This is a genomic window from Streptomyces sp. NPDC002580, from assembly GCF_042889485.1.
Lineage (GTDB): Bacteria > Actinomycetota > Actinomycetes > Streptomycetales > Streptomycetaceae > Streptomyces.
In genome coordinates this window covers 1-23,373 of record NZ_JBIAQZ010000010.1, presented here as the reverse complement: position 1 = coordinate 23,373, position 23,373 = coordinate 1, and the positions used below count along the sequence as shown (strand labels likewise).

Genomic DNA, 23,373 nt, shown 5'->3' with positions numbered 1-23,373 from the left:
GAATTGAGGTCCGGAAGAAGGCGGAGATCGGATCCAGCAGAGTGGCTGAGTGGGACGGCCGCCTGCTGTGATGGCCGGCGGGCTGGTTCGCAGCGTTATCGCCGGTAAACCCAGAGTGATGTGACATCAGAGTGACGCAGGGGGCGCGGTCCCGCAACTCGCGGCGCCCCGCGACCCGTAGCGGGCCGGCGGGCGCGCCTCAGCCCTTGCGTCCCGCCGCCCTGCGGACCGCCTCGATGAAGCCGCGCGCCGACGGCGGTCCCGGCCTGCCGGGCGCCGGATCGTGCTCGCCGAGCGTCAGGGAGTAGCGCGTGCCGTTGACGTCCGCCAACGCCCGGTCCTCGTGCGCGAACCAGGGCCTCGACGCGCGTACCGCCTGCACCGGCGCGCTGTCGATCTCGCTGCCGTAGCTGGTGAGCAGTTCCAGCCTGCCGTCGCTGATGCGGATCTGTCCGGCCCGGGTGAGCGAGCGCAGCCGCTTCCCGATCCGGACGCCTGTGGCCGTGAACTCCGGCTCCGCCATGATGCCCCGCCCCTCGTGCGCTCCGGCCGTGTCCTGTCGTGACCCAGTGTGCTTCCCCGCTGGGGGCGATCGCCCCCCTGCGGTGCAGTCTGCCCGCAGGCGACGTCGAGCACCAGTACGTATGACGAGGTGGTGCGGGCGACGGGAGCAAAGGCCGGATGCGCCCCCTCGCGCATGGCTTCCGGTGCCCGCCCCAGGGGTGCCTTTGGGCTGCTCAAAGGTGTGTTTATGCAGGTGAGAAGCGTGTGGAAGGTGCCTATGATCGAGGTGTCCGACCAGTCGAAGCGGTGTCGGCGCCATGCGTAAGGAGCCTTCCCGTGAACACTCCCCAGCAGATCCGGACCGGTGAGACCCTCGATGTCGACCACAGTGACGCGGAGTACCGGAGGTGGCTGAAAGAAGCCGTCCGCAAGGTCCAGGCCGACGCCAACCGCTCGGCCGACACCCATCTCCTGCGCTTCCCGCTGCCCGAGGAGTGGGGCATCGACCTGTACCTCAAGGACGAGTCGACCCACCCCACCGGCAGCCTCAAGCACCGTCTCGCCCGCTCCCTCTTCCTGTACGGGCTGTGCAACGGCTGGGTCCGGCCGGGCCGTCCGGTGATCGAGGCGTCCAGCGGTTCGACCGCCGTGTCCGAGGCCTATTTCGCGGCGCTGATCGGCGTGCCTTTCATCGCGGTCATGCCCCGCACCACGAGCGCCGAGAAATGCCGGCTGATCGAATTCCACGGCGGGCAATGCCATTTCGTGGACGACGCCCGCAAGATCTATGAGGAGTCCGCGGCTCTCGCCGTCGAGACCGGCGGCCATTACATGGACCAATTCACTTACGCGGAACGGGCCACGGACTGGCGCGGGAACAACAACATCGCCGAATCCATCTTCCGTCAGCTGGCGTTGGAGCGATTCCCGGAACCCGCCTGGATCGTCGCCACGGCCGGCACCGGCGGTACCTCGGCGACCCTGGCGCGCTACGTCCACTACACGCAGGCCGACACCCGGATCTGTGTCGCCGACCCGGAGAACTCCTGCTTCTTCGAGGGCTGGACCACCGGTGATCCGGACGTCACCCGTGACTGCGGCTCCCGCATCGAGGGCATCGGCAGACCGCGCATGGAACCGAGCTTCGTGCCGGGTGCGATCGACCGCATGATGAAGGTGCCGGACGCGGCGAGCGTCGCGGCCGTACGCGCCCTGGAGCAGGCCATCGGCCGCAAGGCGGGCGGCTCGACCGGCACCGGCCTGTGGAGCGCTTTGAAGATCGTCGCCGAGATGGTGGCCGAGGGGCGTACGGGGAGCGTGGTGACGCTGCTGTGCGACCCGGGGGACCGTTATCTCGACAAGTACTACTCGGACGCGTGGCTGGCCGAACAGGGGCTGGACATCGCGCCGTACACGACGGCCATCGACTCCCTCCTGGAGACGGGCGTCTGGTCCGCCTGACCCGACGGCGGTGCCAGGTCGGGCAGGAGTGCGCGGGGCTGCCCGACTGACGCCCGGAGGAGGCCGGTTGTCCCGGCATCCCGTGCCGGATGCCGGCGCGGGACACCTTCCGCCGGGAGCCGGAAGTCGGAAGCCTGGCACCGGAGTTCCGAGGTGGTGGCCCGATGGGGCAGGCCCGGGTCTCGACTCAGGCGGGTGTCGGACCAGGTGTGTCGGTCAGGCCTGAGGCCGCGCGTGGGGGATCGGTGGATCAGGCGGGTGCCGACGTCAGGCGCCGGTCCAGTGCCAGGGTCGCGCCGCGGAAGGCGCGGCCCAGACCGCCGCGCCCCACGGTGAGTGCCGCCCGGAGGAAGGCTGTTCCGTCGGTGGCGAACGTCCATCGGATGAGCGTCCCCTCGCCCGCGGGCGTCAGCCGCCACTCCTCGGCCAGGGCGCGGATCCCCGGCGCGTTCGTGACGTCCACCCGGTAGGCGTACACCTCGGGGGCCTCGCGGAGCAGGACGGTCTCCTCGAAACGGGTCCCGCCGCGGAGCCGCACCTCGCGTCCGGTGCCGTCCGCGGAGGGCCGGGCGAGGGTCACCGCCGAGAACCACTCGCTCCAGCCGGACACGTCCTCGGCGAGCGCGGCGAAGACCGCCTCGGGAGGGGCGCTCACCTCCCGCGCGAACACCAGCCGCACCGGAGCCGTCTCGACGAACTCGGGTCCCACCGGACGCAGGCGACGTGCCATCACCGAACCCCCTTGCGGGGAACCGGAGTCCGGCTCCCGTGCGTGTGCGGAGAGCCCTACCGGGCCCCCGGCCGCCTCGCGGAGCCATACCCGGTCCGGCGGCCGACGGCGACCCGGGCGTACCCGCGCCGAGGACGGTGCCGCCGCCGGCGAGGCAGCGTCACCCTACCTGGCGGACCGTCAGATGTCTGTGTCGTCCTCGGGTTCACCGGCCACGACCAGACGCCGCAGATGCTCCGTGATCTCGGCGCGAGCCCCGGCGGGCATCCCCCCGTCGGTCACCAGCGTGTCGACCTGCTCCAGCGCGGCGAACGAACTGAGGCCCACCGTCCCCCACTTGGTGTGGTCGGCGACCACGATGACGCGGCGCGCGGACTGCACGAGGCGCCGGTTGGTCTCCGCCTCCGCGAGGTTCGGCGTCGACAGCCCCGCCTCCGCCGATATGCCGTGCACACCGAGGAAGAGGACGTCGAAGTGCAGGGCCGCGATGGCCTGATCGGCCACCGGCCCGACCAGGGAGTCGGACGGCGTGCGCACACCGCCGGTGAGGACGACGGTCGCGGCACCCGGCCGCTGGCCGGAGGTGCGCTGCGCCGAGTGGAACACGTCCGCCACCCGCACCGAGTTGGTCACCACGGTCAGGTCCGGGACGTCCAGGAGGTGCTGGGCCAGCGCGTACGTCGTCGTACCACCGGAGAGGGCGATCGCCGAACCCGGCGAGACCAGCTCCGCGGCGGCCCGCGCGATGTCCTCCTTGGCTGTCAGCTCCAGACCCGACTTGGCCTCGAAACCGGGCTCGTGCGTACTCGCCTCGACCACCGGCACCGCGCCGCCGTGCACCTTCTCGACGACACCCTGACGGGCCAGCGCGTCGAGGTCACGGCGGACCGTCATGTCGGAGACGCCGAGTCTTCGCGTCAGCTCGTTCACGCGGACACCACCGCGGCGACGCACCTCGTCGAGGATCAGAGCGCGACGCTGCTCCGCGAGGAGGTTCTGATTCTCACTCACGACCGCATCGGTCCTTTCGTCGCTGCCTGCCCGACACTCCGTCCGAACCCACTCCCACGTGGACATTCTCCTTGTCCGAGGTCTGGAGGACGACCCATCCTCGCACGGCGCACCCACAGTCGCGCCACTGCCCGCACGCCCGCGGTGTCCCTTCCGTGCCGCCACTTTCACACGTATCGGGGAGATTCCGTGAGTTCGGGTGTGCGCGTTCCCCGGCGCGCGCGATCCTTGTGTCGGGACATGACACATGTGACACGCGGGGCACGGGAAAGTGCGGAACAGTGGAACGTGCAGCGGAACAGGCCGCCGACAGGCGGTCCGGCAGCCCCGGACAGCGGTCCGAAGCGGCCGGAGCGGCGCTGGAACTCCTGGTCCACGGGGTCGGGGGCGCCACACCGGAGGACATGCTGGCCGATCCGCGGACCGTCCGGATCACCGGTGACGCGACGGCGGCCGTCTTCCGGCGCGCCGACGACGTCGACGCCGAGGACCGCCCGGGCGAGCACCGCGGCGGGCCGGTGCGCGAGGCGTACGTATGGTGCAACCTCACGTCCGGGAACGGCGCCCGCGCCCTCTGGCTCCTCTTACTGCCCTTCATGGTGGTCAACCTCGCGCACTGGATGCGCCCCGCCTCGCACGGTCGTGGGCGGGCCGTGCGCCTCTACGGCCTGCTGGTCCGGCTCGCCGGGCTCACCCTCACGGTGCTGCTGGTCGCCGCCGCCTGCGAGGTGGCGCTCGACCTGGCCGCCTGGCAGTGCGCGGGCACCCGCGCGTGCGTGCGCAACCACTCCTGGCTCGGCTTCCTCTCCCCGACCCGGCCCGACGCCGGCTGGTGGAGCCAGCCGGGCCGCCGCCTCGCCCTGGCCGCTCTGGTGCCCACCGCACTCACCACCCTCCTGTGGTACCTGTCGCACCGCACCTGGAGCGCCTACGAGTCGCAGCAGCCCATGTCCCGCGCGGCCGAGCCCGACGAGGACACCGACGGCACCGGACTCGGCCGCCCCGGCTTCTGGTACGGGCGCCGTCTGGTGGCCCGGCTGCGCGCCGCGCACACCGCCGCGGGCCTGCTGACCGTCGCCGCGGCCGTCGGTTCCTCGGCCGCCCGCTACGACCGCGGGAGCGGTGGACCCGCCGCACTGGAAGCGCTGGGCACCCTGCTGAACGCAACACTCGTGGCGGGCGGGGCCGTTGTGCTCTGGGTGGTCGGCCGTCGCGGCCGCAGCGAGAACCGGATCGACCACGGACGCGACCGGATGCTCGTCCGCGGACTGCCGCTGGGCTCCGTCGCCCTCCTCGCCCTCACCCTGGTGTACGCCGGCTGGTCACGCCCCCGGTGGCACGCGACGGGGCGCCTGCCCGGCGACGCCACGTTCGGCGGCCTCGCCCTCGCGCAGGGCCTGCTCGTGATCGCGCTCGGTGCGGTCGCCGGCCTCCTGTACCGCACGAACGCCCGGGTCACGGGCGCCGCCGGGAGTGCGGACGGCACCGTCGGCTCGCGCACCGCGATGCGTGGTCTCGCGGGTCCCGCCGTCGCCATGCTCGCCTGCGCGCTCGGCAGCGTGATGTCCGGGGGAGTGTCCCAGCGGGTCGCCGACTGGCTCGACGGCACCCGCCACTCGATCCCCGGCCCGCCCGTCCTGCTGACCTGGCAGGCCTCCGCGATCCCGCCGCTGCTCGTCGTCCTGCTCATCCTCGTCGGCTGGCTCGCGCGGCGCACCTGGCACCTGCGCCGCCGCGAGATGGACGCCGTCGACAGCGACTACCCGGGCGAGGCCAAGGACATCACCCGGACCCGCCGCGTCGCGAGCACCCGCGCCATGGCTTCCCTCACGGACCGGGCGCCCCTCATGGTCGGCGTCCTCTCCTCCGTGACGCTGCTCCTCGGGGCCGCCGCCCTGGCCGGGTCCTTCGCCACCGGTGACGTCCCGAGCGAGGCCGCGCGGGGGACGTACGGCGTCGTCCGGGGCGCGGCGGAGACCGCGCAGGCACTCGGCTCCTGGCTGATAGGGCTCGGCTTCATCCTGTTCGTCACCTGGGGCCGCCGCGCCTACAAGGACCCGGCCGCCCGCCGCACCATCGGCATCCTCTGGGACGTCGGCACGTTCTGGCCGCGCGCGGCCCACCCCTTCGCGCCGCCCTGCTACGCCGAGCGCGCCGTTCCCGACCTCACCTGGCGCATGGCCACCTGGACCCAGGCCACCGGGGGACGGCTCGTCCTCTCGGGCCACTCCCAGGGCAGTGTGCTGGCGGCCGCCGCGGCCTGGCAGCTCAAACCCTCGGAACGCAGGCGGATCGCGCTGCTCACCTACGGCTCACCGCTCGAGCGGCTGTACGGACGCTGGTTCCCGGCGCACTTCGGCCCGGCCGCCCTGGCCGCGCTGCACCGGGAGGTCGCCTGCTGGCGCAATCTGTACCGCCCGACCGACCCCATCGGCGGACCCGTCAGGCTGCCCGGCGACTGCGGTCCCGACGTCGACCACGAACCCCTGAAGGACCCGCTCGCCTACGGCCGCACCGAGCGGCAGCCCCTGCCGGCACCGGTCCTCGGCCACTCCGACTACCAGGCCGACCCGGCCTTCGCCGACGAGCGGGAACGGCTGCTGGCGCGGCTGCTCCCCGAGGTGCCGGACCAGCGCCCGCGGCGGGAGGCTCACGGCAGGTCCGGCAGGTCCTCCGAGTAGAGCAGGGTCAGATCGTCCTTGCTCGGCTCGTCCAACTGGGCCACCCGGCCCGCGTGCCGCTCCACCATCGCCTCGAACGTCTGCCGCGCCGTGCGGCCGTTGCCGAACGCCGGCCCCTTGGGGATCGCCGTGAAGTACTTCAGGAGCGCCTCGGCCGCGCCGGGGCCCAAGCGGTACTCGTGTTCCTCGGCCTGCTGTTCCACGATCCGCAACAGTTCGTCGGGGAGGTAGTCGTCGAAGGTGATGGTCCGTGAGAAACGGGAGGCCACACCGGGGTTGACCGTCAGGAACCGCTCCATCTCGGCGGTGTACCCGGCGACGATCACCACCACCGCCTCCCGGTGGTCCTCCATCAGCTTCACCAGGGTGTCGATGGCCTCGCGCCCGAAGTCGCGGCCCGAGTCCTCCGGCGACAGCGCGTACGCCTCGTCGATGAACAGGACGCCGCCGCGCGCCCGGTCGAAGGCCTCCTGGGTGCGGATCGCTGTCGACCCGATGTGCTCACCGACCAGGTCCACCCGGGACACCTCGACCAGGTGCCCCTTCTCCAGGACACCCAGCGAGGCGAGGATCTCGCCGTACAGCCGGGCGACGGTCGTCTTTCCGGTGCCGGGGGAGCCGGTGAAGACGAGATGGCGCCGGGCGGACGCCGCCTTGAGGCCCGCCTGCTGCCTGCGGCGGCCCACCTCGATCATGTCGGTGAGCGCCCGGACCTCACGCTTGACGCTCTCCAGGCCCACCAGCGTGTCGAGTTCACCGAGGACGACCTTCGAGCCACGGGCCGGCGGCTCGGTCTCCACCCCGGCGACGAGCGGCTCCCGCTCGGTGCTGCGCTGACCGGGGATCGCGCCCAGCAGACTCGTGGACGACCCCGCCGTCTCGGCCGCCGTCTCGTGCGCCGGAGCGCGCAGGCCGGTGCTCTCGTCGCTCGCGCAGTCCTCGACGACAGGGCCCCCGCCGGGCGCGCCGCCCGCGTCGGCGAATTCGTAACCCCCGCGCGCGCACCGCTCGGTGCGGCACTTGCGCAGCGTCGCCCGACAGCCGTCGATGACATGGAAGCCGTAGCCCCCGCTGTCCGCCACCCGGCAGTTCAGGAAACTGCCGCGGCCGTCTGCCGACACGTAGAAGCCCGCCTCGGCGGGCGAGGTGACCGTGCAGCGCTCGATGGTGGGATCGGCGCCCTTGGTGACGATCATGCCGGTCTGCGTGCCGTCCACGATGCAGCCGGACAGGTTGCCGCCGCTGCCGTGGTCACGGAACCAGGCACCCGTCGCGGCGTCCCGGATACGGCAGTCGTCGAGTTGCACGGTGGCGCCGTCGCTCACCGACACCGCGGTGTTGCGCACCTGGGAGATGTCGCAGTCGACGACGTCCGCGCGCGAACCCCGGTCGAGGACGAAGAGCGCGTCCGGTACGTCGTGCACCCTGCACGAGTCCAGCACCACGGTCGCGCCGTCGCTCACCCACACGGCCGGGTAGTCGCCCGTGCTGTCGAAGATCTCGCACTGATTGGCGTCCACGCGCGTGCCCGGGTCCCAGACCGAGAGGCCGTTGCGGCCGAACTGCCGCACGGTGGTACGTGTCAGTGTCAGCACCGAGCGCGAGCGCAGGTCGAACGCGTTCTCCGGGATGTCGTGGATGCGGCAGTCGGCGAGCGTGAGCACCGCGTCCGTGTCGAGGGTGACGCCGTCGGCGGTCGTCCGGTGGACGTCGCAGTCGGTGAGCTGAGCCGTGGCCCGGCCGGTGATCTGCACCCCGGAGCCCTTCACCTCGTACACCTCGCAACCCACCGCCTCCAGCGACGAGTTCTCGCCGGTCGCCGAGAGGCCCGCACCGGAGGTGTGGTGCACCCGGCAGCGCTCGAGACGCGGATGGGCGCCCCCCCGGACCACGACGCCCGACTGGCCGGCCGCGACGACCTCGCACTCCTCGAACACCCCGCCGCCGCCGTCCAGTACGGCGATGCCGACGCCCGCCGGGTTGTCGACGGTGCAACGGCGCACGGTGGGACGGGCGCCGCCGCGCACCTCTATCCCGGCGGCGGACCGGGTGACGATCCGCACGTCCAGCAGCTCCGGTGTGCCGTCCTCGACGAGCAGCGCGGGTGCGGCGGAGTCCTGGCCCTCCAGATGCAGGTCCTGGATCACGGCGGAGGCGCGCACGGTCAACGGCACGCCGTCGACCGGTGCGATGCGCACGGACCCGGGGGAACCCTCGGGTCCGCGGAGTGTCACCGCGCGGTCCACCACCAGGTTCTCCCGGTAGGTACCCGGGGCGACGGTGAGGACGTCGCCTTCCGCCGCGGCCTCCAGGGCGGCGGCCAGCGATGCGTACTCACCTGTGCGGCGCCGCCACCGCGAGGTTCCGGTGTGCGTCACCTGGACCGTGCCCTGTGCCATGGCGCTGTCGTGCCCCCACCTCGTCGTACGCGGGTCCTGCGAGGTCGTGCTGATGTCCCGTCGGTCGGGATCCGGTCCCTGCCGGACAGCCTCTCACGTCGGTGCCGAAGAGTTCGGCCGGTCCACCGTAGCGTGCGCGGGGGCGCCCGGTTGACCGGAGCCGGAAGGCCGTCAGATGCCGGTGCCTGCCTTGCCCCAGTCGGGACCCGCCTTGTCCCACGCCCGGTCCCAACGGGCGTGACGGCGGCGGACCAGGTGCCACACGATCAGTCGTCTGACGCTCTCCAGGAGTCCCGCCGACAGAACGGCCGCGCCGAAGCCGGCCAGAACGGCGTGGGTGGTCGCGGTGGCGCTGTCCAGGGGGCGGCCGACCATGCGGCCGTGCCGGTCGGTCCATATCGAGAAGTGGTCCCCCGGGTGAGGGGACTTGAGGGCGGCGAGCACCCTGCCGTGCCGCGGGGTGCCGTCCGGCGCCGTCCAGTCGGCCAGGACGCGACTTCGGGTGTCCTCGGACGAGGGGGTCTCGGGGTCGGGTGCCAACGGGCCGCGGTGCAGCTTCCTGACGACGGTGGCCGTCACCTGGTGCCGGTACTTGCGCTGATCCCGTACGGACCGCTGGAGGGCGTCCTGCGCCGAGACCCCGACGGCCGCTCCGACGAGGGGCGCGGCGACGAGGACCAGCAGAAGAACGGCCAGCGCGAGCCAGGCCTCCACGAGATCCGTCGTACGGCGCAGTGGATTGTGCCGCCAGCGCCAGAGCCCGATGATCGCGCGCACCGTCCCGCACCCCCTTCCGCGTCCGTCGCACCCCGCAGCGGAGCCGTTCACGCCAGGAGCCGGACGGAGGAGGGCGAACCCCCTCCCCGGGCCCTTCTGGACAGCTCACACCGACTCAACGATCCTGCCGGGGGCGAGGGTTCCCCCGGACCGGACCATGGCGGAATGTGAGCGCGCGGCCTCCGCGGGGACCGTGCGACGAGAGTTGTCGAGGAGCCCGCCCGCGGGCTAGGCGAGGACCGTGACGGGGTCGCCGACGCGTAGCGTGCCGCGGGACTCGGGCACCAGGTTCTGGCCGAAGACCAGCTTGCCGGCGAAGCGTCGGTGGCGGGCCAGCGTGCGCAGCGGCTCCTTGCCGCGCCCGGCGGTTTCCTGGTCGGTCGTGGTGACGACGCACCGTCCCGACATCTTGGCCACCCGGAAGGTGACCTCTCCGATGGCGATCCGCGACCAGCCGTCCTCGGCCCAGGCGTCGGTGCCGGAGACGACGACGTTCGGCCGGAAGCGGTTCATCGGCAGGGGCCCCTCGTCGGCGCGGTCGCCCTCGGCGATCAGGGCGTTGAGCGCGTCCAGTGAGCCGAGTGTGGTGACGAGCAGGGGATAGCCGTCGGCGAAGCTGACCGTCTCGCCCGGCAGGGCGAAGTCCGGGTCGACCGGTCGGCGCGTGGCGGGGTCGTCCATGTGGACGAGGCGCACATCGGCGCCCAGGTACGCGCTGCACCAGCGGTGCGCGGCCGGTCCGGCGAGGACCGCTTCCACCTTGTCGCCGAAGATCTCCACGATCGCCGTGCCGATGGGCTCGGGCACGGGGACGGTCACCGGCTCGTGGCCCTCGGCGGACAGACGAAGGCCGCCACCGGGGAGTGTCCCGGCGGCGGCCAGCGCCAGACGCGGCTGCTCGCGTTGCGTGACGACCTTTCCCCCGTCGTCGATCAGGACCCAGCGTCGGTCTCCGGCCAGCCCCCAGGGCTCGACCTCGGCCTCCCGGGGTGAGTGACCCCTGAACGCCTTGACCGGATGGACGTGGATCGAGTGCAGCTGCGCGTTCCCCATGACCGCCATGGTGCCAGGAAGCACCGACAATCCGGTTCGAAGGGGTCAGTACCCGCGGTACTGCTGCCCGTTGTAGGGGTCCTGGTAGGGAGCCGGGGCGGGGCGGGGCGCCGCGGGGCGCATCGCCTCGAAGCCCGTGCCGCTCGACATGGGGCGGGGCTGCTGCGGCTGGGGGCCGGGATAGCCCCGAGGCGCGGCGGCCTGCTGCGGGATGTACGGCGCGGGGGCCTGTTGCAGCGGCGAGGGCTGCTGGGCCTGCTGGTAGCCGTAGGAGGAAGGGCCGGCCGGCAGCGCGGGGAGCGCGGACGGCAGGGCGGGGAGGTTGCTGCCCGAGTCGTAGGCGGAAGGGACCCGGATCGGAGCGATCTGCGGTGTACCCCGTTCGGCGACGAGGGAGTCGTAGATCGGGGTGTCCTGGAAGGCGGAGTAGTAACCGCCGCCATAGGTGGAGCGGGGGGAGGTCATGGCACATAAGTTAAGCCCACGATGTGCTGGTTGGGGAGACCGATAAGAGGGTTGTTTTCCGTGTCGGGGGTGACGCGGGATCCTCAATACGAGCGAACTCGGCAAAAAGGGACGTCGAAGATGGTTGAGATCGTGTAAAGGCCGAGCTGCGGACGGGTTACCGGCGGTTGACCAGGATCTTCCGGTGAGAGTCATGGGAGTTCGATGGGCCGGGGGATTAGGTTTGGCGAAGAACGGAGCAGGCGGTCCGCTCGGACCGCGCATCGGTACGAAGACACGCGATGGGGGCGTACATGTCAATGCCTAAGGGATCGAATGTTCCTGTCCCGACGACCGCGCTGCGGGTGGAATTGGGGTGGCGTTCAGGACCGGGGGTCCCCGACGTGGACGCCTCCGCCCTGCTGCTGGTGTCGGGGAAGGTCCGTTCGGACGCCGACTTCGTCTTCTACAACCAGCCGGCGCACTCCTCGGGCGCCGTACGGCACGAGGGGAAGCGGAACGAAGGCGGCCAGGTGGGCGACGCGCTGCTCGTCGACCTCGCGCGCGTGGAGCCCGTGATCGAGACCGTCGTCCTGGCCGCCTCCTCGGACGGCGGCTCCTTCGGACGCGTCCCCGGTCTGTACATACGTGTGCTCGACCCGGGAAGCGGTACGGAGATCGCCCGGTTCGACAGCGCCGACGCGACCGTGGAGACCGCCTTCGTGCTGGGCGAGTTCTACCGGCGTCAGGGTTCCTGGAAGTTCCGGGCCGTCGGGCAGGGCTACGGAAGCGGTCTCGAAGGGCTGGCCACCGACTACGGAATCACGGTGGACGAGCCGCAGGGAGCGGCGACCCCGGCCGCTCCCGCCCCCCAGGGACCCGCCACGCTCGTGCAGGGGCCGCCACCGCCCGTGGCTCCGCCGGTCACCATGCCGCCGGTCGCTCCTCCCGTGGCTCCGCTTCCGCCCGCCGCACCGCCGCAGCCGGTCCGGCTGACCAAGGTGACGCTCACCAAGGAGGCGCCCTCCGTCTCGCTCAGCAAACAGGGCGGCACCTCCGGCGCGATGCGCGTGAACCTGAACTGGGAGGTGCGCAAACAGTTCAAGGGATGGGGCAGCAAGCGCGGCCGGGCCGTCGCCATGCACGCCGACCTCGACCTCGACCTGTGCGCGCTGTACGAGCTGTCCGACGGCCGCAAGGGAGTCGTCCAGGCGCTCGGCAACGCCTTCGGGGCGCTGCACCAGCCGCCGTTCATCCACCTCGACGGGGACGACCGCACCGGAGCCTCGGCCTCCGGCGAGAACCTCACCATCAACCTGGACCACAAGCAGAGCTTCCGGCGCGTTCTCATCTTCGTGACCATCTACGAAGGCGCGCGTTCCTTCGCCGACCTGCACGCCACGGTCACCCTCCAGCCGTTGAACGGCGCGCCGATCGACTTCTCGCTCGACGAGTGCACGGTTCCCTCGACGGTCTGCGCACTCGCCCTCATCACCGGCAACGGCGGCGACCTCATGGTCCAGCGCGAGGCCCGCTACCTGATCCCCGAGCGCGGAGTGAGTCCGCAGCGCACGGTCGACTACGCCTATGGCTGGGGCATGAACTGGACACCCGGCAGGAAGTGACCGCCGCGCTCCCGTCCCTCAGTTCTCGTCGAGAGCGGTGTCCGGGCGCGCGTAGGTGCGGCCCTTCCAGGACGCACCGCGCCCCCGGTAGTGCTGCACCGCGGAGTCGACCGTCATGAGGAGATAGAGGAACGCCGTCACCGGCAGGAGGGGGGCGAGCCACAGGGGCTGCCGGTAGTAGCGGAGCATCGGCGCGTACGTCGCCGCCATCACCAGCCACGCGAGCCCTCCGGCCGCCGCCGCTCCCGTACTTCCCGTGGCGAGGCCGGCCAGGAGGGCGACCGGCGGCACCAGGTACACGACCACGAGCCCGGTGACCGTTCCGGCGAGCAGCACCGGGCTGTGCCGCAGCTGGGCGTACGCGCTGCGCGCGACCATGCTCCACAGATCGTGGAGCCGGGGATACGGGCGCACGCTGTCGACCCGCTCGGCCAGACCGAGCCAGACGCGGCCACCGGTCCGCTTGACCGCACGGGCGAGCGCCACGTCGTCGATGACGGCGTGCCGGATCGCGTCGGGGATCCGCGCCCGCTCGGCGGTGTCCGCGCGCAGCAGGACACAGCCCCCCGCGGCGGCCGCCGTCCGTGAGCCCGGCACCGCGATCCGGCGGAAGGGGTAGAGCTGCGCGAAGAAGTAGACGAACGCCGGCACGACGAGCCGCTCCCACCGGCTCTCGACCCGCAGCCGTGCCATCAGCGAGACGAGGTCGAAATCACCCGTGCGGGCCGCCGCCACCAGTTCCCGCAGGCTGTCCGGCGCGTGCGCGATGTCGGCGTCGGTCAGCAGCAGGTACTCGGGATCCTGCGCGCGGGTGAGGCCGATGCCGTGGCGCACGGCCCACAGCTTGCCCGTCCAGCCCGCCGGAGGTTCTCCCGGTGAGCCGACGGTGAGCGGCAGCCCGCCGTGCAGCCGCGCCAGCTCGCGGGCCAGTTCCCCGGTGCCGTCCGAACTGCCGTCGTCGACGAGGAAGATCTCGGCCCGCCCCGGATAGTCCTGGGCGAGGAGCGAGGGCAGGCTCTCCGGAAGGACGGCGGCCTCGTCCCGAGCCGGTACGACGACGCCGACCGAAGGCCACTCCGCAGGTTCGTGACGCACGGGCAGCCGCACGTCCGTACGCCAGAAAAAGCCCTGGCCGAGCAGCAGCCACAGCCAGGCGGCCAGCGATACGACAGCGATCCACACGAGGGCGCTCACCTGCCGAAGTCTGCCCCACCACGGTCGTCGGCCGAGAGGCATCGTCTAAGGTGATCGGGTGAAGATCGCGCTCATGGACTCCGGAATCGGACTGCTCGCCGCCGCCGCCGTGGTACGCCGACTGCGGCCCGACGCCGATCTCGTCCTCTCCTCCGACCCCGGCAGCATGCCGTGGGGGCCGCGTACGCCCGAGGACGTCACGGCGCGCGCCCTCGCCGTCGCCGAAGCCGCCGCACTGCACGGGCCCGCCGCCCTGATCGTGGCCTGCAACACCGCCTCCGTACGCGCCCTGCCCGCCCTGCGGGCCCGCCTGGAGCCGCAGGTGCCCGTCATCGGCACCGTCCCGGCGATCAAGCCGGCCGCCGCGGGCGGCGGACCGGTCGCGATCTGGGCCACACCCGCCACGACTGGAAGCCCCTACCAGCGGGGACTCATCGAGGAATTCGCCGGCGGAGTGGAGGTCACCGAGGTGGCCTGCCCCGGGCTCGCGGACGCCGTGGAGCACGCGGACCAGGCGGCCATCGACGCCGCGATCGCCGCCGCCGCGGCCCGCACCCCCGAAGACGTAAGGGCCGTCGTCCTGGGCTGCACCCATTACGAGCTGGTCGCCGAACGCATTCGCGCGGCCGTGCAGCGCCCCGGCGGCCCGGCGATCGTCCTGCACGGATCGGCCGAGGCCGTCGCCGCTCAGGCGCTGCGCCGGATCGGGGAGCGTCCGGAGCCGGGGGCCCCCGCCGACTCCAAGGTCACCGTGCTGCTGGGCGGGCTCGAGGGAACACTGCCCGATCCCGCCCTCACCTATGAGGAAGGCCGCATCCTGTCGGCCGTCAGCCCCGCGCGCTGAACGACCGCCGCCGTACGCTCTTGGCTGGCCCCACCCCGCCCGGCATCACGGACGTCCGCCCGCGGACACCGGTGGTCACCGAGCGGACACCCGCCGTCTGTCATGGCGCTCACGGTCCCGGCGCCCGCGGGGAATGCTCCTCCACCCGGCGGAGTGACGCTCCGCGACCCGGTGCCCGCACAGCGGAACCTGAGTAGTCTCATGAGCATGAGGGACCACCCCCACGGCGAAACCGCCCCGCGCCCGGATCTCTGGACCGGGCGCGCGCGGAACCGGGTTCAACTGCTTCCCGCCATAGGCGGCCTGGCCTGTATGGCTCTCGGCATCGAGCTGGCCGTCGACTCCGGCTGGACGTCGGGAACGGCTCCGCTGATCATGTCCGTCGTCGGCTGCATCGCGGCCGGACTGCTCATCCTCTTCGGCACGCTCGCGTTCGTGAACGTCGCCGTGCGGGTGGACGAGGAGTGTCTCGAGGTGCGCTGCGGTCACATGGGACTGCCCCGCCGCCGCATTCCCCTCTCGACGGTCGTCGGAGCCGATTTCGCACCCCAGGTCACTCCGCGTCAGTGGGGCGGCTGGGGGTACCGCTGGCGGCCCGAGCAGGGCACCGCCGTCATCGTCCGGCGAGGCGAGGGCATGGTGCTGCGGCTGGGCGACGGCCATACGTTCACCATCACCGTGGACAACGCCGAGGCGGCGGTACGGGTCATCCGCGGTCACCTGGACCCGAAGGCGTCCGGCGTGGTGCGCTGACCTCCGTCCCGGCCGTCGCTCACGACTCCGGGTGACCGTCGCGGAGCCGGGGCGCCGCCGGGACCTCGTGCGGATCGCCCGTGGCGAAGGGGCGTGCGGTCGCCAGCCCCGCCAGCAGCCCCGCGCCCGCGGTCACCGTCATGAAGCTCAGCGCGTTGCCGATCGAGGCGATCGCGGCCAACGCCGTCAGGGCCGCGCCCGCCGTGAGCACGATCGGCGTGGAACGCGGTGAGCGCGACAGCGCGTACAGGACCCAGCAGAACGCCGCCGCGAGCAGGGCCACCCCCGTCAGACCCTGCTCGGCGGCCTGCTGAAGCGGCGCGGAATGGGGCTTGCCGTCGGGCAGCACCGACTGGGCCACCGTCGGACTGAGGTCCCCGTAGCGTCCGGGGCCGACACCCAGAGCCGGATGGGTGCCCGCCATCCGCAGGGCGTCGTGCCACAACAGCATCCGGTGCTCGGTCAGCTGGCCCTCCAGCGAAGCGGTCAGCCCGCCCGGCAGCGCGTCCTCGGCGATCGCCCAGGTCGCCCCGGTCACCAGCAGCGCGGCGGACGCGAGACAGGTGAGGCCGAGGGCGCGGCGTCGCACGCGGGCGGCGGCGAGCGAACACAGCAGGACCCCCACACAGGTCACGAACCCGGTGGTCGACCCCAGGAACGCGGCCGTCACGGCGATCCCGGCGGCCAGCAGGTGCAGCGCGAGCCGCAGCGCGGGTGGGCGGGCGGCCCAGGCCGCGACGCACGCGGCGCCGGAGGAGAGGGTCAGGAGGGCGGCGGTGGCGCCGGTGTGGCCGAGCTGCAGGCTGATCTGCGGGCCGGGTGTGGCGATCGCGAGGCCGAGTCCGGCCAGCGCGCCGGCACAGGGGGCGGCCACCGGCAGGAGTGTTCCGAGGATCCGGCCCGAGGCGTAGCCCGCCGCCACGGCGAGCGCCGCCAGCAGCATGCCCTCGGGCCTGCCGTCGTGCGCGGCCGCCGTGATCAGCGACCAGGCGGCGCAGGCCGTGAGCACGATCACGCCCACGGCATCCGCGGCGCTGCGTCTCTCGCCCGTGGCCGCCGTGTCGACCGTGGACACCATCCCCGTACAACCCACCCCGTCGCCCCCGACTTCGCCGGACCCCGGGCGCCGTCACCGCATCAGGCCGCACGTCAGAGGCTCGGGCACACGGTAACGGGAGATGCGCCGGTTTGGGGACAGCTTGTGCAGGAACGTTGCGGCACGCGCGTACGGAGAACGGCGGCCGAGGGGTGGTCCAGCCACCGGGACGGCCCGGGCCGACCTGTCGGCGCCCAGGTCAGGCGCCGTACACTCCCCGAGTGACCGCCACCGCAACAACCGTAGACGAGCCGGAACAGCTCGAACCCCAGGCCAGGCCGGCTCCGCGCTGGTCAGCCCTGGTACGTCGCCTCGTTCCGGCCGCCGCCGCGGCGCTCTCCGGAGTGCTGCTGTACATCAGTTTCCCGCCACGGACCTTGTGGTGGCTGGCGCTGCCCGCCTTCGCGGTCTTCGGCTGGACCCTGCGCGGTCGCACCTGGAAGGCGGGTCTCGGCCTCGGCTATCTCTTCGGCCTCGGGTTCCTGCTGCCGCTGCTGGTGTGGACCGGCGTCGAGGTCGGTCCGGGACCCTGGCTCGCGCTCGTCGCGGTGGAGGCACTCTGCGTCGCGCTCGTCGGCGCGGGCGTCACGGTCGTCTCCCGACTGCCCGGGTGGCCGCTCTGGGCGGCGGCGATCTGGATCGCGGGAGAGGCGGCACGCGCGCGCACGCCCTTCGGGGGCTTCCCCTGGGGGAAGATCGCGTTCGGACAGGCAGACGGCGTCTTCCTGCCGCTCGCCGCGCTCGGAGGCACTCCGGTGCTCGGCTTCGCGGTCGTGCTGTGCGGCTTCGGTCTCTACGAGATCGTCCGGCTGGCCGTCGAGGCGCGCGGTACCGGTGTCCTCCGCCGGGGCGCGGCCGCGGTGGCGCTGCTCGCCGTCGGTGTCCCGGTCGCGGGTGCGCTGGCCTCGCGGACCCTGGTCAGCGACAAGGCCGAGGAAGGCACCGCGACCGTCGCGCTCATCCAGGGCAACGTCCCGCGTGCGGGACTCGACTTCAACGCCCAGCGCCGTGCCGTACTCGACCACCACGTGAAGGAGACCGAGCGACTGGCCGCCGAGGTCAAGGCGGGCAAGGTCGCCCAGCCCGACCTGGTGCTGTGGCCGGAGAACTCCTCGGACATCGACCCGTTCGCCAACGCCGACGCGCGCTTCGTGATCGGCGGGGCGGCCAAGGCCATCGGCGCCCCCGTCTCGGTCGGCGGAGTCGTCGAGCGCGACGGCAAGCTCTTCAACGAGCAGATCCTGTGGGACCCGGAGAAGGGCCCGGTGGACACGTACGACAAGAGGCAGGTCCAGCCGTTCGGCGAGTACCTCCCGCTGCGCTCGCTGCTCGGGGCCATCAACGGGGACTGGACGTCGATGGTGCGCCAGGACTTCAGCCGCGGCACCCAGCCGGGTGTCTTCACCATGAACGGCACCGAGGTCGGCCTCGCCACGTGCTACGAGGCCGCGTTCGACTGGGCCGTGCGCAGCACCGTCACCGATGGCGCGCAGATCATCTCGGTGCCCAGCAACAACGCGACCTTCGACCGCAGCGAGATGACCTACCAGCAGCTCGCCATGTCGCGCGTCCGGGCCGTCGAGCACAGCCGCACCGTCACCGTGCCCGTCACGAGCGGTGTCAGCGCCGTGATCATGCCGGACGGAAGGATCACCCAGAAGACCGGGATGTTCGTCGCGGACTCGCTGGTCCAGAAGGTGCCGCTGCGCTCCTCCGAGACCCCGGCGACCAGGCTCGGCGTCATCCCGGAGATCATCCTCGTGCTGGTCGCGGCGGGCGGCCTCGGCTGGGCCGTGACGACCGCCGTGCGGACGCGGCGGAACACCGACGCCTAGGCCCTGTCGTCACGTTCCCGCCTGCCCTGCGACGCCCTGCGCGCTCCCCCGAGCTCTGCGAGCAGGAGGTGCCCCACGCCGCGTCGCCGGGTTCGCCCGAGTACGCCCAGTACGCGGTCGGACGTCGCCCCGGGGCCGCGTCGGGGCGGCCGGATCCCGCGGCTAGGGTCGGGGAATGGCTACCCCCGAATTCATCCAGGCGATCCGTGCCGCAGCGGGCCACCAGCTCCTCTGGCTCCCCGGTGTGAGCGCCGTGGTCTTCGACGACGAGGGCAGGATTCTGCTCGGACAGCGTTCGGACAACCACGAGTGGGCTCTCATCTCCGGCATTCCGGAACCGGGCGAGCAACCGGCGGCCTGCGCGGTGCGCGAGGTGTACGAGGAGACCGCCGTGCACATCGAGGTCGAGCGCGTCGTCCTGGTCCGGGCCGGGGGGCAGGTGACCTTCGCCAACGGGGACGTCTGCCAGTTCATGGACACGACGCTCCGGTGCCGTGCCGTCGGCGGCGAGGCCCGGGTCAACGACGACGAGTCGCTCCAGGTGGGCTGGTTCGACGTGGACGCGCTGCCGGAGATGAGCGAGCACGCCCTCTTCCGGATCAAGCAGGCACTGCTTGACGAACCCACATGGTTCGAGCCCATGACAGCGGGGCGAAGTGTGTGCGCTGACCACATCGGTCGGGGCGTGGGTGCTGCCTAGGGTCGAGGCATGACCGCGCTCAGCGCCCTCCGGGGCCCCCAAGCTCCCGCACTCGACCTCGCCGGCCGCACCGCCCTCGTCACCGGCGCCGCCGGCGGCATCGGCCGCGCCTGCGCGCTGCGGCTCGCCGCCGCCGGAGCCGAGGTGAGAGCGGTCGACCGGGACGCCGGGGGCCTGGACACCCTGGCCGGGGAGGCGTACGGCCTCGCCGGGACCGTCGAGCCGCACGTCCTCGACCTCACCGACCTCGACGCGGCGGAGCGGGCCGCCGCGGGCACCGACGTCCTCGTGAACAACGCCGGGCTGCAGTTGGTGAGCCCCATCGAGGACTTCCCGCCCGACGTCTTCCGCACGGTGCTGGCCGTGATGCTGGAGGCGCCGTTCCGGTTGATCCGCGGCGCCCTGCCCCACATGTACGGGCAGGGCTGGGGCCGGGTCGTCAACATCTCCTCCGTCCACGGGCTGCGGGCCTCGCCCTTCAAGTCGGCCTACGTCGCCGCGAAACACGGTCTGGAGGGTCTCTCGAAGACGGCGGCCCTCGAGGGCGCGCCGCACGGTGTCACCTCGAACTGCGTGAACCCCGGCTATGTGCGCACCGCGCTGGTCGAGGGACAACTGGCCGGCCAGGCCCGGTCGCACGGGATCCCGCGGGAGCGGGTCCTCACCGAGGTCCTGCTGCGGGACAGCGCGGTCAAGCGGCTCGTCGAGCCCGAGGAGGTGGCCGAGGCGGTGGCCTACCTCTGCGGTCCGCACGCGGCCTTCATGACCGGAACGTCACTGCTGCTGGACGGGGGCTGGACCGCGCACTGAGCCGGGGCCCGCCCCGCTCGCCTCCCGTCGCGTCGGGCCCGTCGTGAGTTGTCCACAGGGCCGCGGCGCCGCACCGCGGATGCGCGATCCTGTTGCCATGTCCCGCGATCACCTGCCATCAGCCGACCGCTCCACCGACAGCGTGGAAGCGCCGTTCCTGGAACTCCTGGCCAGAGGAGCGACCGCCGAGGCGTACGAGCGGCCGGTGCTGCTCGCCCGCGCCGAGGGCCTGCCCGACGGGCGCGTCGCCGCGCTCGAACAGGCCAAACTGCTCGCCCTGCGCGTGCGCACGGAGATAGAGGGCCGGCGCCGCCGTGAGGCCGAGCTCTCCGCGCTCTTCGAGACCGCGCACGACCTCGCGGGACTGCGCGACCTCGACGCCGTGCTGCGGGCGATCGTGCAGCGGGCCCGGTCCCTGCTGAGCACGGACGTCGCGTACCTCAGCCTGCACGACGCGGCCAGGGGCGACACGTACATGCGGGTCACCGAAGGCTCGGTCGCGGCGCGCTTCCAGCAACTGCGCCTGGGCATGGGCGAGGGGCTGGGCGGCCTCGTCGCGCAGACCGCCCGTCCGTACGTCACCGACGACTACTTCAAGGACGAGCGTTTCCAGCACACCCGGACCATCGACGCGGGCGTCCATGACGAGGGACTCGTCGCGATTCTCGGCGTGCCGTTGATGATCGGGCCCCAGGTCATCGGCGTGCTGTTCGCGGCGGACCGCAGGGCGCGGGTCTTCGAGCGGGAACAGATCGCGTTGCTCGGCTCCTTCGCGGCCCTGGCCGCGGCGGCCATCGACACGGCGAACTCACTGGCGGAGACCCGGTCCGCCCTCGACCGCCTGGGCCGCGCCAACGAGATCATCCGGGACCGCAGCGGAGTGATCGAGCGGGCCTCGGACGTCCACGACCGCCTCGCCGAACTGGTGCTGCACGGCGGCGGCGTCCAGGACGTGGCCGCCGCCGTGTCCGAAGTCCTCGACGGAACGGTCGAGTTCACGGAACCCGAGGCCACACCGGCCATCGCCGTGGAGGCGGCCCGTGCCGACGGCCACGCGGTACGGCACGGGGACGACTGGGTCACCGCGGTGGCGGCCGGGGGTGAACTGCTCGGCGCGCTGGTGCTGCGCGGGCATCCGGGCCTCGATCCCGTCGACCAGCGCACCCTGGAACGCGCCGCCATGGTCACGTCGTTGCTCCTGCTCGCCAGACGATCGGCCTCCGAGGCCGAACAGCGGGTGCGCGGCGAGCTGTTGGACGATCTGCTCGACGCCCGGGACCGCGATCCGACGCTGCTGCGCGAGCGGGCGGCCCGACTGCACGCCGACCTCGACGGCCCGCATGTGGTGTTGGCGGCCCGACTCGACACGACGGCCGGGGAAACCGACGAGGCGGCGGGCGCGCGCCGACGCTTGTGGTCGGCCGCGTCGCATCTCGCCACCACCCGCCACGGACTGGCGGTCGCCCGCGACGGCGGCACCGTCCTGCTGCTCCCGCTCGGCCCCGGCGACACGGCGACGGCGCTGGCCCGCCGGACGGCCAGGCAACTCGGCACCGCCGTCCACGAGGACGTCAGCGTCGGTGCCTCCTCGCCCGTCGACCGGCTGGCGGCCCGCCCCGAGGAGGTGGTGCGGGCGTACGGGGAGGGGCGGCGCTGCCTGGAGGCGCTGCGCCTGCTCGGCCGGACCGGCGACGGCGCGGCCGCCGAGGACTTCGGGTTCCTGGGACTGCTGCTCGCGGGGGACCGGGACATCTCCGGGTTCGTCGACCGCACGATCGGCGGAGTCGTCACCTACGACGAACGGCGCGGGACCGAACTGCTGCACACCCTCGACGCCTACTTCGCGAGCGGTATGAGCCCGGCGCGCACGAAGGACGCCCTGCACGTGCACGTGAACACCGTCGCGCAGCGACTGGAGCGGGTGGGCCGCCTGCTGGGCGACGACTGGCAGAGTCCGGCTCGCGCGCTGGAGATCCAACTCGCTCTGAGACTGCACCGGTTGTCGTCGGACGGACAGCGCTGATCCCCGCACGCGGCAACGCGTGCGGGGACCGGAAGGTGCGGTCGCTCAGCGGGAACGGGCGTCGACCGGCGCAGCGGCAGCGGGCCGCTCGTCGGTCGTGGCCTCGACATCGGACAGGTCCCGTTCGCGGGTCTCCTTCGCGAAGCCCACGGCGATCAGGGTCAGGACGACCGCCCCGATCACGTACAGGGAGATGGGAGTCGAGCTGCCGTAGGAGGAGAGCAGCGCCGTCGCGATGAGCGGCGCGGGAGCGCCCGCCGCGACGGAGGCGAACTGGGCGCCGATCGAGGCACCCGAGTAGCGCATCCGGGTCGCGAACATCTCGGAGAAGAAGGCCGCCTGGGGTGCGTACATGGCGCCGTGCAGGACCAGGCCGACGGTGACGGCGAGGACCAGGTTCCCGAAGCCGCCGGTGTCGATCAGGGAGAAGAACGGGAACATCCAGAGGCCGACGCCCGCGGCGCCGAGCAGGTAGACCGGACGGCGGCCCACGCGGTCGGAGAGGGCGCCCCAGGCGGGGATGACGGCGAAGTGCACGGCCGAGGCGATGAGGACGGCGTTGAGCGCGGTCTGCTTGGAGACGCCGGCGGAGGTGGTGGCGTAGACGAGGATGAAGGCGGTGATCACGTAGTAGCTGATGTTCTCGGCCATGCGCGCGCCCATCGCGACGAGCACGTCACGCCAGTGGTGGGTCAGGACGGAGACCAGCGGAAGCTTCTCCGGCTTGTCCGTCCCGGCCGTCCGGCGGGCCTCCGCCCGGGCCAGCGCCTGCTTGAACACGGGCGATTCGTCGACAGACAGACGTATCCACAAACCGACGACGACCAGGACGCCGGAGAGCAGGAACGGGACGCGCCAGCCCCAGGAGGTGAAGGCGTCGTCCGACAGGGTGGCGGTGAGCAACGACAGGACGCCGGTCGCCAGGAGTTGGCCGGCGGGCGCGCCGGTCTGCGGCCACGAGGCCCAGAATCCCCGTCGCTTGGCGTCGCCGTGCTCGGACACCAGCAGGACGGCGCCGCCCCATTCGCCGCCCAGCGCGAATCCCTGCACCAGGCGCAGCGAGGTCAGCAGTACGGGGGCCGCCGAGCCGACGGTCGCGTGGGTGGGCAGCAGACCGATCGCGAAGGTCGCCCCGCCCATCAACAGCAGGCTCAGCACCAGCAGTTTCTTGCGGCCGAGCCGGTCGCCGTAGTGCCCGAAGACGAGCGCTCCCAGGGGCCGGGCCGCGAACCCGACGGCGTAGGTGAGGAAGGACAGGAGCGTGCCGACGAGCGGGTCGGAGCCGGGGAAGAACAGCTTGTTGAAGACCAGGGCGGCAGCCGAACCGTAGAGGAAGAAGTCGTACCACTCGATGGTGGTGCCGATGAGACTGGCGGCGACGATGCGCCGCAGGTGCGCGGGTGCCGGGGGAGCCGTTGCTGGGGAGGCCATGT

General features: G+C 72.4%; 19 protein-coding genes. 9 read left to right on the top strand and 10 right to left on the bottom strand.

The window, feature by feature from the left end; all coding sequences use genetic code 11:
- Positions 1-199 precede the first annotated feature (199 nt).
- Positions 200-523, bottom strand: a complete 324-nt coding sequence (locus ACFYW7_RS28165; protein WP_389507292.1) for a hypothetical protein — start codon at positions 521-523, stop codon at positions 200-202.
- A gap of 317 nt (positions 524-840) precedes the next feature.
- Between ACFYW7_RS28165 and ACFYW7_RS28160 the strand changes: the two genes are divergently transcribed.
- On the top strand, positions 841-1,965 hold the full coding sequence (locus tag ACFYW7_RS28160) for a PLP-dependent cysteine synthase family protein (RefSeq protein WP_389507290.1): 1,125 nt from the start codon (positions 841-843) through the stop codon (positions 1,963-1,965).
- 250 nt (positions 1,966-2,215) lie between these two features.
- Here the strand turns inward: ACFYW7_RS28160 and ACFYW7_RS28155 are convergent, their stop codons facing one another.
- On the bottom strand, positions 2,216-2,695 hold the full coding sequence (locus tag ACFYW7_RS28155) for an SRPBCC family protein (RefSeq protein WP_389507288.1): 480 nt from the start codon (positions 2,693-2,695) through the stop codon (positions 2,216-2,218).
- Between the two features lie 180 nt (positions 2,696-2,875).
- Positions 2,876-3,706, bottom strand: a complete 831-nt coding sequence (locus ACFYW7_RS28150) for a DeoR/GlpR family DNA-binding transcription regulator (protein WP_389507286.1) — start codon at positions 3,704-3,706, stop codon at positions 2,876-2,878.
- Positions 3,707-3,987: 281 nt separating this feature from the next.
- On the opposite strand from ACFYW7_RS28150, the gene ACFYW7_RS28145 reads away from it, so the two are divergent.
- Positions 3,988-6,387 (top strand): hypothetical protein, encoded by a 2,400-nt coding sequence (locus ACFYW7_RS28145; RefSeq protein WP_389507284.1) that lies wholly within the window; start codon positions 3,988-3,990, stop codon positions 6,385-6,387.
- On the opposite strand, the gene ACFYW7_RS28140 is transcribed toward ACFYW7_RS28145, so the two are convergent.
- The 4 genes from ACFYW7_RS28140 to ACFYW7_RS28125 all read right to left on the bottom strand — a co-directional run bounded on the left by ACFYW7_RS28140 (position 6,357) and on the right by ACFYW7_RS28125 (position 11,081).
- Positions 6,357-8,786, bottom strand: a complete 2,430-nt coding sequence (locus ACFYW7_RS28140) for a right-handed parallel beta-helix repeat-containing protein (RefSeq protein ID WP_389507282.1) — start codon at positions 8,784-8,786, stop codon at positions 6,357-6,359. The two genes, ACFYW7_RS28145 and ACFYW7_RS28140, sit on opposite strands and share 31 nt — an antisense overlap.
- A gap of 171 nt (positions 8,787-8,957) precedes the next feature.
- Complete coding sequence (locus tag ACFYW7_RS28135; RefSeq protein WP_389507280.1) at positions 8,958-9,563, bottom strand: hypothetical protein; 606 nt, start codon at positions 9,561-9,563, stop codon at positions 8,958-8,960.
- 228 nt (positions 9,564-9,791) lie between these two features.
- Entirely contained in the window at positions 9,792-10,616 is an 825-nt protein-coding gene (locus ACFYW7_RS28130) for an MOSC domain-containing protein (protein WP_389507278.1), read from the bottom strand.
- A 45-nt stretch (positions 10,617-10,661) separates the two neighbouring features.
- A complete protein-coding gene (locus ACFYW7_RS28125; protein ID WP_389507276.1) occupies positions 10,662-11,081 on the bottom strand; it encodes a DUF6643 family protein in 420 nt (139 codons plus the stop codon).
- Positions 11,082-11,380: 299 nt separating this feature from the next.
- Between ACFYW7_RS28125 and ACFYW7_RS28120 the strand changes: the two genes are divergently transcribed.
- Positions 11,381-12,685 carry a TerD family protein gene (locus tag ACFYW7_RS28120; protein WP_389507961.1) on the top strand — a complete coding sequence of 435 codons (1,305 nt, stop codon included), beginning with the start codon at positions 11,381-11,383 and terminating at the stop codon, positions 12,683-12,685.
- 18 nt (positions 12,686-12,703) lie between these two features.
- Here ACFYW7_RS28120 and ACFYW7_RS28115 read toward each other — a convergent pair whose 3' ends face one another.
- Positions 12,704-13,921: a glycosyltransferase gene (locus ACFYW7_RS28115; protein WP_389507274.1), complete on the bottom strand. Its 1,218-nt coding sequence runs from the start codon at positions 13,919-13,921 to the stop codon at positions 12,704-12,706.
- Between the two features lie 16 nt (positions 13,922-13,937).
- Here ACFYW7_RS28115 and ACFYW7_RS28110 point away from each other — a divergent pair, with 16 nt between their 5' ends.
- Both ACFYW7_RS28110 and ACFYW7_RS28105 read left to right on the top strand, forming a co-directional pair.
- Positions 13,938-14,723, top strand: a complete 786-nt coding sequence (locus ACFYW7_RS28110; protein ID WP_389507272.1) for a glutamate racemase — start codon at positions 13,938-13,940, stop codon at positions 14,721-14,723.
- A gap of 207 nt (positions 14,724-14,930) precedes the next feature.
- The gene (locus tag ACFYW7_RS28105) at positions 14,931-15,476 is read left to right on the top strand and encodes a hypothetical protein (RefSeq protein ID WP_389507270.1); all 546 of its coding nucleotides are present in this window, start codon (positions 14,931-14,933) and stop codon (positions 15,474-15,476) included.
- A gap of 19 nt (positions 15,477-15,495) precedes the next feature.
- Here the strand turns inward: ACFYW7_RS28105 and ACFYW7_RS28100 are convergent, their stop codons facing one another.
- The gene (locus tag ACFYW7_RS28100) at positions 15,496-16,554 is read right to left on the bottom strand and encodes an O-antigen ligase family protein (protein WP_389507268.1); all 1,059 of its coding nucleotides are present in this window, start codon (positions 16,552-16,554) and stop codon (positions 15,496-15,498) included.
- Between the two features lie 239 nt (positions 16,555-16,793).
- Here ACFYW7_RS28100 and lnt point away from each other — a divergent pair, with 239 nt between their 5' ends.
- The 4 genes from lnt (at position 16,794) to ACFYW7_RS28080 (ending at position 21,940) form a co-directional block, all read left to right on the top strand.
- Positions 16,794-18,407 (top strand): apolipoprotein N-acyltransferase, encoded by a 1,614-nt coding sequence (gene lnt, locus ACFYW7_RS28095; protein WP_389507266.1) that lies wholly within the window; start codon positions 16,794-16,796, stop codon positions 18,405-18,407.
- A 175-nt stretch (positions 18,408-18,582) separates the two neighbouring features.
- The gene (locus ACFYW7_RS28090) at positions 18,583-19,107 is read left to right on the top strand and encodes an NUDIX domain-containing protein (protein ID WP_389507264.1); all 525 of its coding nucleotides are present in this window, start codon (positions 18,583-18,585) and stop codon (positions 19,105-19,107) included.
- A gap of 9 nt (positions 19,108-19,116) precedes the next feature.
- Positions 19,117-19,917, top strand: coding sequence for a 3-hydroxybutyrate dehydrogenase (locus ACFYW7_RS28085; RefSeq protein WP_389507262.1), 801 nt, complete (start codon positions 19,117-19,119; stop codon positions 19,915-19,917).
- A 97-nt stretch (positions 19,918-20,014) separates the two neighbouring features.
- Positions 20,015-21,940 (top strand): helix-turn-helix domain-containing protein, encoded by a 1,926-nt coding sequence (locus tag ACFYW7_RS28080; RefSeq protein ID WP_389507260.1) that lies wholly within the window; start codon positions 20,015-20,017, stop codon positions 21,938-21,940.
- A gap of 45 nt (positions 21,941-21,985) precedes the next feature.
- On the opposite strand, the gene ACFYW7_RS28075 is transcribed toward ACFYW7_RS28080, so the two are convergent.
- Positions 21,986-23,371 (bottom strand): MFS transporter, encoded by a 1,386-nt coding sequence (locus ACFYW7_RS28075; RefSeq protein ID WP_389507258.1) that lies wholly within the window; start codon positions 23,369-23,371, stop codon positions 21,986-21,988.
- Between the last annotated feature and the right edge of the window lie 2 nt (positions 23,372-23,373).